This window comes from Azoarcus sp. PA01 (assembly GCA_001274695.2).
Lineage (GTDB): Bacteria > Pseudomonadota > Gammaproteobacteria > Burkholderiales > Rhodocyclaceae > Aromatoleum.
This window is the reverse complement of sequence record LARU01000004.1, coordinates 823600-838905: the sequence shown is the minus strand read 5'-3', so window position 1 is coordinate 838905 and position 15306 is coordinate 823600. Positions and strand designations below refer to the sequence as shown.

At 67.8% G+C, this 15306-nt stretch carries 13 protein-coding genes and 1 pseudogene; 13 read left to right on the top strand and 1 reads right to left on the bottom strand.

Annotation, left to right across the window (positions count from 1 at the left end; genetic code table 11):
• Positions 1 to 10: 10 nt before the first annotated feature.
• The 11 genes and pseudogenes from PA01_16035 (at position 11) to PA01_15985 (ending at position 12143) form a co-directional block, all read left to right on the top strand.
• The gene (locus PA01_16035) at positions 11 to 493 is read left to right on the top strand and encodes a TerB family tellurite resistance protein (GenBank protein ID KON79946.1); all 483 of its coding nucleotides are present in this window, start codon (positions 11 to 13) and stop codon (positions 491 to 493) included.
• Between the two features lie 83 nt (positions 494 to 576).
• Positions 577 to 2211 carry a quinohemoprotein amine dehydrogenase subunit alpha gene (peaA, locus tag PA01_16030; protein ID KON80400.2) on the top strand — a complete coding sequence of 545 codons (1635 nt, stop codon included), beginning with the start codon at positions 577 to 579 and terminating at the stop codon, positions 2209 to 2211.
• A 21-nt stretch (positions 2212 to 2232) separates the two neighbouring features.
• Positions 2233 to 3657: a quinohemoprotein amine dehydrogenase maturation protein gene (peaB, locus tag PA01_16025; GenBank protein KON79945.2), complete on the top strand. Its 1425-nt coding sequence runs from the start codon at positions 2233 to 2235 to the stop codon at positions 3655 to 3657.
• Positions 3654 to 3974, top strand: a complete 321-nt coding sequence (gene qhpC, locus PA01_16020; protein ID KON79944.1) for a quinohemoprotein amine dehydrogenase subunit gamma — start codon at positions 3654 to 3656, stop codon at positions 3972 to 3974. Before peaB ends, qhpC begins: the two co-directional genes overlap by 4 nt.
• Positions 3975 to 3979: 5 nt before the next feature.
• Positions 3980 to 5053 (top strand): quinohemoprotein amine dehydrogenase subunit beta, encoded by a 1074-nt coding sequence (gene peaD, locus PA01_16015; GenBank protein ID KON79943.1) that lies wholly within the window; start codon positions 3980 to 3982, stop codon positions 5051 to 5053.
• A 13-nt stretch (positions 5054 to 5066) separates the two neighbouring features.
• Entirely contained in the window at positions 5067 to 6785 is a 1719-nt protein-coding gene (locus PA01_16010; protein ID KON79942.1) for an ABC transporter ATP-binding protein/permease, read from the top strand.
• The gene (locus PA01_16005) at positions 6782 to 7480 is read left to right on the top strand and encodes a S8 family serine peptidase (GenBank protein ID KON79941.1); all 699 of its coding nucleotides are present in this window, start codon (positions 6782 to 6784) and stop codon (positions 7478 to 7480) included. Before PA01_16010 ends, PA01_16005 begins: the two co-directional genes overlap by 4 nt.
• Positions 7477 to 8394, top strand: coding sequence for a hypothetical protein (locus PA01_16000; protein ID KON79940.1), 918 nt, complete (start codon positions 7477 to 7479; stop codon positions 8392 to 8394). The genes PA01_16005 and PA01_16000 overlap by 4 nt, the downstream gene beginning before the upstream one ends.
• A 152-nt stretch (positions 8395 to 8546) precedes the next feature.
• Entirely contained in the window at positions 8547 to 9581 is a 1035-nt protein-coding gene (locus PA01_15995; GenBank protein ID KON79939.1) for a U32 family peptidase, read from the top strand.
• A gap of 47 nt (positions 9582 to 9628) precedes the next feature.
• Positions 9629 to 9802 (top strand): annotated as a pseudogene (locus tag PA01_15990) (thioredoxin family protein).
• A 409-nt stretch (positions 9803 to 10211) separates the two neighbouring features.
• Positions 10212 to 12143: an AAA family ATPase gene (locus tag PA01_15985; GenBank protein ID KAI5912352.1), complete on the top strand. Its 1932-nt coding sequence runs from the start codon at positions 10212 to 10214 to the stop codon at positions 12141 to 12143.
• A gap of 39 nt (positions 12144 to 12182) precedes the next feature.
• On the opposite strand, the gene PA01_15980 is transcribed toward PA01_15985, so the two are convergent.
• Entirely contained in the window at positions 12183 to 12779 is a 597-nt protein-coding gene (locus PA01_15980; GenBank protein KON79938.1) for a DUF3365 domain-containing protein, read from the bottom strand.
• 318 nt (positions 12780 to 13097) lie between these two features.
• Here PA01_15980 and PA01_15975 point away from each other — a divergent pair, with 318 nt between their 5' ends.
• Both PA01_15975 and PA01_15970 read left to right on the top strand, forming a co-directional pair.
• Positions 13098 to 14024, top strand: a complete 927-nt coding sequence (locus PA01_15975) for a CobD/CbiB family protein (protein ID KON79937.1) — start codon at positions 13098 to 13100, stop codon at positions 14022 to 14024.
• 22 nt (positions 14025 to 14046) lie between these two features.
• On the top strand, positions 14047 to 15228 hold the full coding sequence (locus PA01_15970) for an acetyl-CoA C-acyltransferase family protein (GenBank protein ID KON79936.1): 1182 nt from the start codon (positions 14047 to 14049) through the stop codon (positions 15226 to 15228).
• Positions 15229 to 15306 lie beyond the last annotated feature (78 nt).

The window sequence follows — 15306 nt, the reverse complement described above, 5'->3', positions numbered from 1 at the left end:
AGACCTGCGCATGCTGACAAAACTGATGGCGCTGCTGTCCGGCGAACTCCAGCCCGAAGGTCTGGAAACCGGTCCGTTCGAGCGACGCCATATCGCCGTTGCGGTCCTGCTGCTCGAAGCGATGTACATCGACCATCGCGCCACCGAGCGCGAGCACGCGGCGGTCGGCCGCCTGCTGCACAAGCATTTCGGCTTGGCGGAGGACGTCGCAGGCCAGCTCGTGGCCATCGCCGACGAACGTTTCGCCGAGGTGCTCGACGATTGGGAGTTTGCCGAAGCGGTGCGTGCGGGCTTCGACGTGGCCGAGCGCCAGGAGGTGCTGACGATGTTGTGGGAGGTGGCCTATGCGGACGGGGATCTCGTCCGTCTCGAGGACCGCCTGATGAACCGCCTCGCGAAGCAGCTCGAAATCGGCCCGCAGGCCGCGGATGCGGCACGGGCTGCCGCGGTGGCGCGTGCCGGGCTGCTCGACGATGGTGCCGGCGCAGCCTGACAGGGACGAGAGGCGACAACGATGAGCATTCCTCAAAATAAAGAACCACATGGGTGGAAACGGAGGGCGATGTGAAGGCGCAAATGAGCGACGCGTTTCGCGAAGGCGTTCGCGACGGGATTCGCGACGCAATGCAGTGTGGGGCAAGGGTCGCGGGCGTCCTGGCCGTTGCGACGGGCATCGCCGGGGCGGCGCACGCGGCGAACGGGGACGCCGCGGCGCAGCAGCTGCTCGAGGCGAAGTGCGGCGCCTGTCACCTCGACAACGGCAAGCTGAACCGTATCTCGGAGATCCGCAAGAGCCCGGAAGGCTGGGACATGACGGTCGTGCGCATGGGCATCTGGCACAAGGTCGAGCTCGCGCCCGGCGAGCGGCAGACGATCGTCAAGTACCTTGCCGACCGGCAGGGCCTCGCGCCGTCGGAGAGCGCGCCTTACCGTCCGCTCACCGAGCGCCAGCCGAACATGCAGGACACGGCGCCCGACGAGGAACTCGCGCAGATGTGCGGACGCTGCCACAGCTATGGACGCGTCGCGCTGCAGCGGCGTGACGAAGGTGAATGGCGCAAGCTGATGCACACCCACCTGGGCCAGTTCCCGAGCGCCGAATACTCGGCGATGGGCCGCGACCGCAACTGGTGGGAAATCGCCCGCGACCAGATGCCCGGGCGGCTGGCAGCGCTGTACCCGAAGGACACGCCGGCGTGGCGCGAATGGCGCAGTGCGCAGCACCGCCCTGCGACGGGGAACTGGGTCGTCGCCGGCGAGCGCCCGGGCTGGGGCGCCTACACCGGCACGATGACGGCGCGCGCGAGCGCGCCGGATCGCTACGAAGTCAGCTACGAGCTGCGTTTTGGCGCCGGCAACACGGTGCGCGGGCAGGGTGACGCGATCGTCTACACCGGCTATGAATGGCGCGGCTCGGCGCAGCTCGGCAACGAGGATACGCGCTCGATCTTCGCGATCAGCCCGGATGGCTCGCGCCTGTCGGGACGCTGGTTCCTCAAAGGAGCCGACGAGATCGGGGCCCGCTTCGAAGCGGTGCGCGCCGACGACGCGGTCAAGAACGAACTCGTCGCAGTCACGCCGCGGATGCTGCGCGGCGGCGCGACGACCGACCTGACGCTCGCCGGCGTCGGGCTCGACGCGAAAGTCGATTTCGGTCCCGGCATCGAAGTCGTCGAATGGCTCGGCAAATCACCCGGCGAGCTGAAAGTGCGCGTGCGCGTCGCGGCCAATGCGCCCGAAGGGGTGCGCAACGTCGTCGTCGGCGGCCGCGAGTCGGCGCAGACCGTCGCGGTGTTCAATCGCTTCGACACCGTCCGCGTCGAGCCGGCGTTCGCGGTCGCGCGGCTCGGCGGCGGCACCGTTGCGCCGATGAGCGCGCAGTTCGATGCCATTGCCTTCCTCAACGGCGCGGACGGCAAACCGGGCACCGACGACGACATTCGCCTCGGCAGCGTCCCCGCGAGCTGGTCGACCGAGCCGTTCGACGACCGGGCGCGCCACGACGAGGACGCGCGCTACGCCGGGCACATGGCGCCGCACGGCCAGTTCGTGCCGTCGTTTGCCGGTCCCAATCCGCTGCGACGCGGCGGCATCAACAACGTCGGCAACCTGTCAGTCATCGCGACGGTGGCCGACGGTGACCGGACGCTGAACGGCAAGGGCCAGCTGATGGTCGTTGCGCAGCGCTGGAACCCGACACCGCTGCGCTGAAGGAGACACTCCGTGACGACAATGCAGGTGCAGGCCCACAACTATCGTTCGATCCGCGCCGGCGGTCGGCATGTCCTGCTGCACGTGCCGACGACGTCGATCTTCGAGCTCGATCCGGCCGCGACCGACCTGCTCGGGCTGTTCGAGTCGACGCCCGCAGTCGCCGCCGAGGACATCCAGGCGCGCTTTGACGGGCGCTATTCGCCGGGCGAGCTGTGCGACAGCCTCAGCGATTTCATCGAGCTGGGGATCGTCGCACCGCAGGCGAAGCACTACGAGATCCCGCCGCGGCTGGTCGAGCGCTCGCCGCTGAAGACGCTCGTGCTGACGCTGACGACCGGCTGCAACCTCGGTTGCAGCTACTGCTACCGTGAGGACCTCACGTCGCCGAAGAACTCGGCGGTGATGGACTACCAGACCGGCACGCGCTCGATCGACCTGCTTTTCGCCGAAGCGAGCGAGAACGAGCGCGTCGCGGTGGTGTTTTTCGGCGGCGAGCCGCTGACGCGCATCGCGGTGATCCGCGACCTCGTCGACTACGCCGAGGAGAAGGCTGCGGCGGCCGGCAAGGACGTCGAGTTCTCGCTGACGACGAATGCGACGCTGCTCACCGACGACGTCATCGATTTTCTCGAGGCGCACCGCTTCGGCATCACCGTCAGCATCGACGGCGGCGAAGCGCAGCACGACCGTCACCGCCGCACGATCGCCGGCGGGGGCACCTACAAGACGGTCGCGATGCGCGTGCAGCGCCTGCTCGAACGCTACAAGTCGCGCCCGGTCGGCGCGCGCGTGACGCTCGCTTCGGGCAATGTCGATGTCGCCGGCATTTATCGGCACCTGCACGACGAGCTCGGCTTCTTCGAAGTCGGCTTCGCGCCCGCGACCGCCGGGCCGGATTCCCCGGTCGGGCTGTCGCCACAGGAGCTCGACGAAGTGTTCGCGGCGATGCAGGCGCTCGGCCGCGAATACGTCGGCGAGGCCAAGCGGGGCCGGCGCCACGGTTTCGGCAACATGCACCAGCTGATGACCGACCTGTGGATGGGCACGCGCAAGGTGCTGCCGTGCGGCGCCGGCGTCGGCCTGCTCGCGGTCGGCACGACCGGCAAGATCTCGCTGTGCCACCGCTTCACCGGCTCCGACTCCGACCTCGCCGGTTTCGGCGACGTGACGAGCGGCATCGCGCGCGAGTCGCTGTCCGGCTTCGTCAGCGCCGCGCAGAACCCGCACGCCGCGTGCCGCACGTGCCCGGCGCGCAGCCTGTGCGCGGGCGGCTGCTACCACGAATCGTATTCCCGCTACGGCGACCCGTTCCTGCCGACTTTCGAGTACTGCGAGCAGATCCGCGCGTGGATCGCGTTCGGCCTCGAAGCCTTCGGCGAGATCGCGATCGCCAATCCGGCCTATTTCAACGCCTCCAACGGACAAAGGAGTGCCAGACAATGAAACGCTTGCGAGCCCTCAACCACAAGGCACAGCTGCTCGAACACGCGGTGCAGGAAGGCAACGGCGAGGAAGTGCAGCTGATGAGCAGCGTCGTCGGCTGCACGACGACTTTCGATCCGGGCTGGGAGGTCGACGCTTTCGGCGGACTGGCCAGCCTGTGCCAGCCGATGGAGGCGGATCTGTACGGCTGCACCGATCCGTGCTGGTGGCCGGCGCAGCTCGCCGACGGCCTGAACAGCGCGCGCGACTGGACCGACGGCAAGAACTCGGCGCTGCGCGACTGGCGCGAGCTGCAGACCCTGTTCCCGGGAGATTGAGCATCATGAAGAAACTGCTCGTTGCGCTGTGCTGCGTCGCAGCGTCGGCGTCCGCGCTCGCTGCGGAATACCTGCTGACGGTGACGCGGCCGAACACTTTGCACGTCATCGATCCGGCCAAGCGCGAAGTGGTGCGTTCGATCACGATTCCCGGCGACGGCGTGCCGGGGACGATCACGGTGCCGAAGGACGGCAAAGTCGCGTATGTGCTGACCAATCGCATGGAGAGCGTCGTCGGCATCGACCTCGACAGCGGCAACCAGGTGTTCCGCGCCGACTTCTCGAGTCCCGGCAAGCGGGTCAAGGGTTTCTTTGCCGCCGCCGTCAGCGAGGACGGGCGCGAGCTGTACGTGCACCAGGCGCCGGTCGTGCTCGGGCGCTCGGAGTACCAGGTCGAGGACACTTACATCGCGGTGTTCGACACCGCCGACGGCGTGGGCGCGAAGCCGCGCCGCACGTTCCCGGCGCCGCGCCGTATCAGCCTGCTCGCGCCGACCGGCAACAAGGACCACCTGCTCGCGCTGGGCTGGGACATGTACCTGTTCAACACGCGCAGCGGGGCGATCGAGAAGACTTTCCCGATCCGCCACTGGGAGCGTCCCGGCCTGGGCGAGCCGGACGTCCTGGCGATGTGGGGAACGTTCGAGCAGGCGCGCGCGTTGAGCACGCCGTACTTCGTCGCGAAGACCGACGCTCCGCCCGATTCCGCCGAAGCGTTCAAGGCCGGCATCGCGGTGTTCGACCTCGACGCCGAGACGCTGAAGACGGTCGAGTTCGAGAACGCGCAGACGGCGATGTTCTCGTCGGTGATCAATCCGGCTGCCCGCAACGAAGCTTTCCTCGTCATGAACCAGCTGTCGAAAGTCGATACCGAAACCGGCAAGCTGATCAAGCGCGTCGACCTCGAGCAGACGTTCTACGCCATCAATATCTCGGGCGACGGCAAGGAAGTCTATGTCGGCGGGGCGCTCGACAAGATCGCGATCCACGACGCCGAAACGCTCGAGAAAACCGGCGAGATCATGATGCCGGGCGGCGCGGACCAGTCGATCGGATGGCTGCGGGTCGTCAGGCGCTGAGGAGCGTCGCCGCGTGATCGCGCTGCGGAAAAACGGGTCGCCGCCGCTGCAGGCGCTCGCGTGGGCGTGGCCGACGCTGCGCGGGCGGGCCGGCGCGGCCGCCGGCATCGTCGTACTGTCGTTCCTCGCGTCGGGCGCCGCGCTGCTGCCGCCGTATCTCACGCAGCGCCTCGTCGACGACGGCATCGTCGGCGGGCGCATGGATCTGGTGCTGCAGCTGTGCGGCGCGTTCCTCGCGCTGCTCGTCGCCGGCGTCGCGATCGAGGCCGTTTCCCGGCTCGCGTATCTGAAGCTGTCCGCGCACGTGCTGTTCGGCCTGCGCGAGCAGATCTACCGCCACCTCCAGACGCTCGCGCCGACGTACTACGCGCGCACCCGCGGCGGCGAGATCCTGTCGCGCCTCGACGGCGACGTCGCCGAAGTGCAGCGTTTCGCGATCGACGCGCCGATGGGGCTTCTCAACGCGGCGTTCTCGCTGGTCGTCGCGCTCGCGCTGATGCTGTCGCTGAGCCCGCTGCTGACGGCGCTGGTGTTCGCGCTCGTGCCGCTGCACGTCGCGGCGCTGATCGGCTCGCGGCCGTGGCTCGAACGCAGCGCGCAGGCGGTGCGGCAGCAGAGCGCGGCGATGTCGAGCTTTTTCGTCGAGTCGCTGCGCGCGATGAAGTTCATCCAGGCGACGAATGCCGGCGCGCGCCAGGAGGCCGAGCTGCGCGCGCATCACGGCGACTATTTCGCGGCGCTGCGGCGCTCGCAGGTCGCCTCGCTCGGCGCCGGGGGCGTGCAGCGCATCCTGTCCGGGCTCGGCGTGCTGCTGGTGTTCGCGGTCGGCGGCAGCCTCGCGGCGGCGGGCGAGCTGACGGTCGGCGTCGTCGTCGCGTTCATCGCCTACACGACGCGCGCGGCCGGTCCGCTGCAGACTGCGGCCGGTGTTTTCATGGGCTGGCAGCGCGCGAAAGTCAGCCTGAAGCGCATCCGCGAGCTGGCCGCCGAACTGCCGACGGTCACGTCGCCGGCGCAGCCGGTCGCGCTCGCGCAGCCGGTGCGCGGCGACCTGCGCCTCGTCGACGTGCGTTTCGGCTACGGCGAGGGGCGCGTGCTCGACGGCGCGTCGCTCGACATCCCGGCCGGCCGCAAGCTTGCGCTGATCGGCGCATCCGGCGCCGGCAAATCGACGCTGATCGACTTGCTGCAGCGTCATTACGATCCGTGTGCCGGCCACATCCTGCTCGACGGGACGCGGCTCGATCGGCTCGATCTCGCCGAGCTGCGCCGGCGCATCGTCGTCGTCGACCAGGACCCGGTGCTGATGCCCGGCAGCGTGCGCGACAACCTGCGCTTCGTCGCGCCGGATGCCGACGAGGCGGCGCTGCTGCGCGCGCTCGACCTCGCCGGTCTCGCGCGCTTCGCGCATGCCGGCGGCCTCGACAAGGCGGTCGGCGCGTCGGCGTCGGCGCTGTCGCGAGGCGAACGGCTGCGCATCGCACTCGCCCGCGCGATCCTGCAGGACCCGGCAGTGCTGATCCTCGACGAGACCACGTCCGGGCTCGATCTGCCCGTCGCCCAGGCGATCGTCAGCGCGGTCGACCGCGTGTTCGCCGGGCGCACTCGCATCGTCATCACGCACAACCTCGCGTCCGTCGGAGAGCTCGACGGCGTCGTCGAACTGCGCGACGGCGCGCTCATCGAGCAGCCGCCGGCGCGACCGCCCGCGCCGCTGCTGAGGGCCGTATGAAACTGCGCGTCGGCGTCGTCGATGGCGGTTTCGAATGCGTCGCCCCGGCAGCGCTGCACGCGGCGGCACAATTCACCGGTAGCGAGTCCGATGGCGTCGTGCGCTGCGAAATGCCGCACGCCGCTGCGCTGCCGCACGGCGAATGCGTCGCCGCGCTGATCCTCGCTGCGGCGCCGGCAGCGTGCCTGATCGACGCGCGCGTCGCCACGCTCGCCCGCCCCGCGACGCCGCGCCTCGTCGCCGCGGCGATCGACTGGTGCGTCGCCGAAGGAGCGCGGGTTGTCAACCTGAGCCTCGGCCTCGCCGACGACCGCCGCGTGCTGCGCGACGCCTGCGAGCGGGCCGTGGCGCAGGGCGTGGTGCTCGTCGCCGCAGCGCCGGCGCGCGGCTTGCCGGTCTATCCGGCGCGTTACCCCGGCGTACTCGCGGTGAGCGGCGATGCGCGTTGCGCTCCCGGCCAGTGGTCGCGCCTCGATGCGGCGAGCGCTTCCGGCGCCGCGTGGGGAACCTGTCCCGACGCGCCCGGTGGAGCTCCGGGCGGCGCGAGCATGGCCGCAGCGCGCTTTGCCGGCCTCGTCGCGAATCACCTCATGCAGCACCCCGACGCGGGCCTTCGCGGGCTCGGTGACCACCTCGCGGCCTTTGCCTCTTGGCACGGGCGCGAAAACAGAAGAATCGCGGAGACCGATTCATGACCCCCACCCCGACCCCAACTCCGACTCCTTCCATTCCGCCGAAACCTCCTGCCGGCCCGATCGAGCTCGGCTTCGCGCTCGTCGATGAGCGTGAGCTGGCTGCGTTCGCGCGCCATGAGCGTGTCACGCGCGACGACTACCTCGAGCAGCTCGGCAACGCACGATCGTGTGTCACGCTGCCCGATGACGCCGAGCCGACGCATTTCTTCCTCGGCAGCGAGTTCTGCGAGCACCTGCTGCCGAGCGTCGAGGCGATCGATCGTGCCGTCGCGCTTTGCGAGCGCTGGGAAGTCACGTTCGGCCTCGTCACGCCGATCGCCTGCGACACGCTGTTCGAGCCGCTGCGTGCCGCGTTCGCGCGCCTGCCTGCGGGCGCCGAAGTGACCGTCAACGACTGGGGCGTCGCGCGCGTCGTGCAGCGCGAATTCCCCGCGCTGCGGCCGGTTGCCGGGCGGCTGCTCGGCAAGATGCTGAAGGACCCGCGGCTGCCGTCCGCGACGTGGGCGCGCATGTACCCGAACGGCCTGCGCGCCGGCCCGTTCCGCGAGATCCTCGACAAGCTGGGCATCGGTCGCCTCGAACTCGACTTCCCGCCCTTCGGCGCTGCCGACATGTATGCCGGCATCGATTTCCCGGTCGGCGTGCGTGCGCCGTACGGCTACATCGCCAAGGGGCGCATCTGCAAGCTCGGCTCGCTTGCGCTCGAGGTGCCGGAAAAATTCTCGCCCGGCCACCGATGCCGCCGCGAATGCCTCGGCTTCTCCGAGGTCGGTGCCCGACCCGGCACCCGGGAGCTGCAGACTTCGCAGCGCGGCAACACGATGTATTACCGCCACGCGCCGGGCATGACCGCGGCGATCGCCGAGGCGGTAGCGAATGGCTGGGTCAGCCGTATCGTTCTGTCGGGAGCGTGAAATGACAGCCCCCACGCTCACTTTGTTCGCGGAGGGCCGGCTTTGCACAGCCGACCCGTTCGACAGGCGTGGCGCAGTGCGCCGCGAAACCCCTGTTTCACCCCCCAAAGGTGGGCAGGCCTCCCTTGGGGCGGCCCTACGGGAGTCCTGACATGAAAATCACCGCACCGATCAGCACGCCTGCCGAAGTCGAACCGCTCGTGCGTGCCGGCGCGCGCGAGCTCTATTGCGGCGTCGTGCCACCGGACTGGATCCAGCGTTTCAACACCTCGGGTGTCAATCGCCGCGTGTTCGGCAACCTCAACGGCTACGCCGACCTCGAGCGCGTCGTCGACCAGGCTCACGCGCTCGATGCCGAAGTGTTCCTCGTCCTCAACGCGCAGCAATACGGCGAGCAGCACCTCGACGCGCTGACCGAAATCGGCGCACGCTTTCGCAGCATCGGCGGTAACGCCGCGATCGTTGCCGACATCTCGCTGATTGCCTCGCTCGCGGCGAACGTGCCGGAGCTCGCGATCCACGTCAGCTCGGTGGCGACCTGCCGCAACGTCGAATCGGCGCGCTTCTTCGCGCAGCTCGGCGCGCGTCGCATCATCGTGCCGCGCGACGTCACCGTCGCCGAGATCTCCGCGATCGCGACCGGACTCCCCGAGCTCGACATCGAAGCTTTCGTCCTCAACGACGGCTGCGTGTTCGAGGAGGGCGCGTGCCACACCGTGCATCTGCCGATGAGCAAGGGCGGTCCGATCTGCATCGACAACTACCAGTTCGAATACCGCGCCGCAAATGGCGAAGCGCCGGCCGAACGGGCGCTGCGCCGCTTGGAAAAGAACGACCAGGACTACAAGCGCTGGCTGTGGTACCGCTTCGGCAACGGCTTTTCGGTCGCGCCGAACGGCTACCCTTGGGGCCCGTGCGGCCTGTGCGCGATGCCCGCAATGCACGCGGCGGGCGTGCATTCGGTGAAGATCGCCGGGCGCGAAGGGGCGAGCGAGCGCAAGGTGAAGAGCGTCGAGCTCGTCCATGAGGTGTTGCGCCGTATCGAGGACGGCGAACCGGAGGCGAAAGTCCGCGAATGCGCGGTCGGACTGCGCGACGCGCCGAGCCACTGTGCGAGCGGTTACATGTGCTACTACCCCGAGAAGCGCAGCCGGCAGGAGATCGTTGTACACGCACAACCGGCCTGAAGTCGCCGCCGGATCGCCTGCGACACAAGACGTTCTGTCGTCCCGCGGCGCTCGCGTCTCTCGGCGTCCAAGCGGACATCGTCACGATCACCGACATGGCCACGATCCTCGACTACGACGTCATCCAGACGCCGGGCCTCGTCATCAATGAAAAGCTCGTTTCGTCCGCCCGGATTCCGACTGCGTCGGCGTTCGCCGAGTGGATCCGGATGAGCAGCTGAGCGCAGAGGAGCGGCGGTTCCCGGATGCACTCCGCGCAGTCGGGCTGTCGGACGACCGATTATGTAACTATATGTTTCGTTACCTGTTTGGTGCGGCGAAACCGGCTGCATAACGCGTAGGCGTAATACCGGCTGAAGTCTGGCAGCGGCGGCCGCCACACAGGCCGCCCTGTGCGAACGTCATCGTCTCAGCGGGGCGCGCGAAAGTTGCTCGCGGATGCCTGCTGGGAAAGAATGCTTCACCGCACAAAAATACTGCGTGTGCGGTAGCAATAATCGAGGGTGCAGCGTTACGGTCACACCCCGGCACGCTGCACTCGAAGCTGAACCCGGCGGTTCGCGCCGCCACATAACAGGCCCTGCCTGGACCCTCCGACGGTCCTATTCGGGGCTGAATCCCGGATCGTCGATGAAGCTATTCTCTGCCTGGCCCCGCTGGGTCCAAATCGTTTTTTCCGTCGCCGTGTTTTTCATCGCCGTCGCCGGCTGGGTCGCGTTCGACTACCACAGCCACGCGCCGAGCGCGACCGGCAAGACCGAACTCGCACGCGAGTTCGAATCCGGGCCCCGCATGTGGCTCGATCACCCGCTCGACGCCTCGGTGTTCGCGGACAAGCTTCGCCAGGGCGAGATCGCTGCGGCCGGCGTCGATGGCCAGCGCGTGCTCGCGACGACCCGCAGCGGCGAGCAAATCAGCACCGAACTCGTCGCCGGCGACGAAGGACTGCTGGCCGGCCTTGAAGCGGCGAGTCGGGAGCAGGGGTTCGCGCTGACCCGCATCAGCGTCGACGCGCGCACGGTCGGCGAACGCGTCCTCGCCAGCACGGGCAGCGTGCTCGAACGGCTCTTCACGCTGTTGACGGTCGCCGCGATGGTCTTGGTCGGCGTCTATCTGCTGCGACAAGGCGCAATGGGCGGCGGCGCGAAAGCCAAGCTTGCCGAGAAGCCGCAGACGAGTTTCGCGGACGTGGTCGGCGCGTCGGACGCGAAAACCTCCCTGCAGCAGGTGACGGCCTTCATGCGCGACCCGCAGAAATATCTCGCGCTCGGGGCCAAGCCGCCGCGCGGCGTGCTTCTCGAAGGCCCGCCCGGAACCGGCAAGACCTTGCTGGCGCGCGCGCTCGCCGGCGAATGCAAGGCGAACTTCATCGCCGTCGATGGCTCGCATTTTTCGAGCATGTTCTACGGCCAGGGCATCGCGAAGGTCCGCGAGCTCTTCGCGACCGCCCGCAAGAATGCGCCCTGCATTATTTTCATCGACGAGTTCGATGGCATCGGCAAGCGCGCGAGCGGTGCCAAAGTCGAAGGCGGGCAATCCGAAGAGAATCGCATCATCAACAAGCTGCTCGTCGAGATGGACGGTTTCTCGACGTCCGACCACATCGTCGTCATCGGCGCGACGAACCACGTCGGCAACGTCGACGACGCGCTGCGCCGCCCCGGGCGCTTCGACCTCGTCGCGCGCGTCAATCTGCCCACCGTGCATGATCGCCGCGAACTGTTCGAACTGTGTCTCGCAGGGGTGAGGGCCGAGCCCGGGCGGATCGACGCGGAGGCGCTCGCGCGCGCGAGCAGCGGTTTGTCGCACGCCGACATCACGAACATCGTCAACCGCGCGACGGTGCTCGCGGCGGAGTCGGGCAGCGCTTCGGTGACCCAGGCTCACTTGCACCGCGCGCTCGAAACCCATCAGCTCGGCGGCGAAGTGTCGAGCCTGAAGGCCGCGTTCACCGAAACGCACCGCGAGCGCATTGCGGTGCACGAGGCCGGCCACGCGCTGGTCGCCCATGCGCTGAAAGCGGGCCGTGTCGAGCGCATCAGCATCGAGCCCCGCGGCCAGGCGCTCGGCGTGACCTTCGTCAGCCGCGAGGACGAAGTGCCGCTGTATGGCGAGCGCGAACTGAAGGCGCGGCTGTCGATGCTGCTGGCCGGGCGCGAGGCCGAACTGATGAGCTATGGCAACACGACGTCGGGCGCGGCCGATGACCTCAAGCGGGCCTCGGAACTGGCAATCGAAATGGTCAGCTCGATGGGCTTTTCGAGCCAGTTCGGCCTGCTGAGTCTCGCCGGCGTGCCCGAAGCGCTGGTCGGGCCGCACATCCAGGAGCGGGCGCTCGGCGAAGCGCGCGCGATGCTCGAAGCGGCGCAGCGTGCGTGCCGCGAGACGCTCGAACATCATCGCCACGTGCTGCATGCGGTGACTGCGGCGCTGCTGAAGGACGACACGGTTTCCGGCGCCCTGCTGCGCGAGCTGTTGCCGGCGCATGATTTCCATGCCGACGCGGCGAACGATGCGGCGGCACTGCGCGTGGCAATGGAAACGGCCCCGGGGCCGGTGTAAAGCGCGCTTGTTCCGGGGCGGGCGTAGCTCGGGGCGGCGTCAGAGGCGCTTCGTCGCGACGATCGCGCCGCGGATCTCCCCTTCCTTGTAACCGATGGCGCGGTCGTCGGGATAATGCTCGTCGATGACGGCTTTGACTTCGGGCTTCAACTGCTCGCGCGGGCCATGGCAGCTCAGGCATAGCGCTTGGGTCGGCAGAGCCTTCGCATAGCGATAAACGGCCCCGCCGCTGGCCTCGACCACTTCCCCTTTCTCGAGCGTCGCGGGGTTCTCGCCCGCGGCGGCTCGGCGGTCGAATTCTTCCAGCGCGGCTTTTTCCCACGCGTCAGGGGTCGCGCGCTGCGCGTTGCGCAGCTTCAGGCTGACGCGCTTGAGTTGCCAGCCGGTGCTCGCCGCGACTTCTTTCGCCATCGCCGGCGCCATGTCCTTGCACACCGGGATCGCCCCTTCGGGACCCACCTCGGCGATTTTCTCGGTCAGTGCAGCGAGCAGCTTCGGCGGCAGCGGGGATGCGGCTGCCCGCGCTTGCGCAAGCATCGCATCGTCGGCGGCGAGCACGGAAAACGACAGGCAGGCACAGCCGAGCGCGACGGCCACGGGGGTGGGGAGGCACTTGAGGGCGGGAATGAGTTTCATCAGAATCTCCTCGTCTGTCGTATAAAAGAGAACTCTAATATTACCCCCGATTTCCTTTCAGTGCGCTCGGCACGATGGCACTTCGGATCCGGCAGCGACCTTGACCGACCACGGCGCAGGAAGTCGGCCGGTTTGGTACGGGAAAAAAGCGCTATCGCGGCCCGATCCGCAAACCGGATCGAAGGCCCGGAAACGGTCGCAAGAGTGCCGGCGACGCAGCGCCAGCGTCATTCCGTGGTGCACAATAGGCCCGGCCTTTTGTGGTATCTTGGCCAAAAATGAATGGTTTACAGATTGTTTACCCCGACCTCCCCCTGAATGACGCTTTTCTCGCTGATCGTTGCACTGCTCATCGAGCAGCTGCGCCCGCTGCCGGTCCGGCAGCTTGTTCTGGATCCCCTCAGACGGTTTTCCGGCGTCCTCGTTGACCGCTTCAACGACGGCCGGGCGCGCAACGGAACGATCGCCTGGTGGTTGCTGATGCTTCTCGGGGTTTTGACAGGCGGGCTGGTCTTCGTCCTGCTGTGGCTGATCCACCCGGCGCTCGCGTTCGCGTTCAATATCGGCGTGCTGTACCTGACGATGGGTTTTCGCCAGGAGAGCCATTACTTCACCGACATCCACCTCGCGCTGCGCATGGAAGAGCTCGCGCGCGCCCGCACGCTCCTCGGCGAATGGCGCGGCGGACAGTATTCCGAAGCGAGTTCGAGCGAAGTCGCGCGGCTCGCGATCGAGAAAGCGCTCGTCGCGGCGCACCGCAACGTGTTCGGTGTCGTGTTCTGGTTCATCGTCATGCCCGGGCCGACCGGCGCGATTTTCTATCGCCTGGCGCGCTTCCTCGGTGAGGAATGGGGGCAGCGTCGCGATATCGAATTCGGCGAGTTCGGCCGCTTCGCGAGAAAGGCGTTCGCACTCATCGACTGGCTGCCGGCACGCCTGACCGCGGCGTCGTTTTCGGTCGTCGGCGATTTCGAGGACGCGCTGTTCTGCTGGCGCACCCAGGCGATGCTCTGGGGCGAAAAGGCGTCCGGTATACTGATTGCCGCGGGTGCGGGAGCGCTGGGAGTGCGCTTAGGGATGCCCGTGCACGAATCCGGCGAGATCGTCGAGCGGCCGGAAATGGGCGTCGGCGCGGAAGCCGATGCGGATTACATGCAGAGTACCGTGGGCCTGGTATGGCGAGCGCTGGTGCTTTGCTTGTTAATGCTCGCTTTGGTTGTGATAGCCGGCTGGGTTGGTCGTTGATTTTTGAGGAGGGAGCACTGAGATGGCGAATCGTGAAGTAGTGGTTTTGAGTGCGGTACGTTCGGCGGTCGGCGGTTTCGGCGGTTCGCTGAAGGACATGGAACCGGCCGACCTCGGCGGTGTGGTCGTCAAGGAAGCGATTGCCCGCTCCGGCGTCGATCCGCAGCAGATCAGCTTCGCCGCGGTCGGCAACTGCATTCCGACCGAGTCGCGCTACGCTTACGTCGCGCGCCTGGCGACGATCCAGGGCGGCATGTCGATGGATTCGGTCGCATTCGCGGTCAACCGCCTGTGCGGCTCGGCGCAGCAGGCAATCGTCAATTCGGCTCAGGCGATCATGCTTGGCGACGCCGATTTCGCGATCGGCGGCGGCGTCGAAGTGATGTCGCGCGGCGCGTACCTGCTGCCGGCGCTGCGCAGCGGCGCGCGCATGGGCGACACCAAGGCGATCGATGCGATGGTGGCCGTCCTGACCGATCCGTTCGGTGTCGGACACATGGGCGTCACCGCAGAGAACCTGACGACGAAGTGGAACATCAGCCGCGAAGAGCAGGACGCATTTGCGCTGGAGTCGCAGAACCGTGCTGCGGCGGCGATCGCCGAGGGCCGTTTCAAGAGCCAGATCGTGCCCGTCACGTTCGAGACGCGCAAAGGACCGGTCGTCTTTGACACCGACGAGCATCCGCGCATGACGACGATGGAAGCGCTGGGGAAGATGAAGCCGGCTTTCAAGAAGGACGGCTCGGTGACCGCCGGCAACGCTTCGGGCATCAACGACGCGGCGAGCTTCCTGGTGCTGGCCGAGGCGGGCAAGGCTGCGGCGGCAGGCCACAAGCCGATCGCGCGCCTGGTCGCTTACGCGATCGCCGGCGTGCCGAACGACGTGATGGGTGAAGGCCCGATTCCCGCTTCGAAGCTCGCGCTGCAGCGCGCCGGGCTGACGCTCGACAAGATCGACGTCATCGAATCCAACGAAGCGTTTGCCGCTCAGTCGATCGCCGTCAATCGGGGGCTCGACCTCGACCCGAAGAAGACGAACCCGAACGGCGGCGCGATCGCGCTCGGCCATCCGGTGGGTGCGACCGGCGCGGTGATCATCACCAAGCTGCTGCACGAGCTGATCCGCGTCAATGGCCGCTACGGCATGGCGACGATGTGCATCGGCGGCGGCCAGGGCATCACGACGATCTGGGAACGCGTCTGATCGCGTCTCGCGACCGACACGCAACCCCGCTGCGGCGGGGTTTTTTTCGCCTGTAATTTCGCCCGGTCGAAGGAGGGC

What these genes read in the sequence shown, in the direction of transcription:
- PA01_16005 (KON79941.1), top strand. Translation starts at nt 6,782, where the DNA reads ATGAAACTGCGCGTCGGCGTCGTCGATGGCGGTTTCGAATGCGTCGCC.
- PA01_15985 (KAI5912352.1), top strand. Translation starts at nt 10,212, where the DNA reads ATGAAGCTATTCTCTGCCTGGCCCCGCTGGGTCCAAATCGTTTTTTCC.
- peaA (KON80400.2), top strand. Translation starts at nt 577, where the DNA reads ATGAGCGACGCGTTTCGCGAAGGCGTTCGCGACGGGATTCGCGACGCA.
- PA01_15995 (KON79939.1), top strand. Translation starts at nt 8,547, where the DNA reads ATGAAAATCACCGCACCGATCAGCACGCCTGCCGAAGTCGAACCGCTC.
- PA01_15980 (KON79938.1), bottom strand. Translation starts at nt 12,779, where the DNA reads ATGAAACTCATTCCCGCCCTCAAGTGCCTCCCCACCCCCGTGGCCGTC.
- peaB (KON79945.2), top strand. Translation starts at nt 2,233, where the DNA reads ATGCAGGTGCAGGCCCACAACTATCGTTCGATCCGCGCCGGCGGTCGG.
- PA01_16035 (KON79946.1), top strand. Translation starts at nt 11, where the DNA reads ATGCTGACAAAACTGATGGCGCTGCTGTCCGGCGAACTCCAGCCCGAA.
- peaD (KON79943.1), top strand. Translation starts at nt 3,980, where the DNA reads ATGAAGAAACTGCTCGTTGCGCTGTGCTGCGTCGCAGCGTCGGCGTCC.
- PA01_16000 (KON79940.1), top strand. Translation starts at nt 7,477, where the DNA reads ATGACCCCCACCCCGACCCCAACTCCGACTCCTTCCATTCCGCCGAAA.
- PA01_15975 (KON79937.1), top strand. Translation starts at nt 13,098, where the DNA reads ATGACGCTTTTCTCGCTGATCGTTGCACTGCTCATCGAGCAGCTGCGC.
- qhpC (KON79944.1), top strand. Translation starts at nt 3,654, where the DNA reads ATGAAACGCTTGCGAGCCCTCAACCACAAGGCACAGCTGCTCGAACAC.
- PA01_15970 (KON79936.1), top strand. Translation starts at nt 14,047, where the DNA reads ATGGCGAATCGTGAAGTAGTGGTTTTGAGTGCGGTACGTTCGGCGGTC.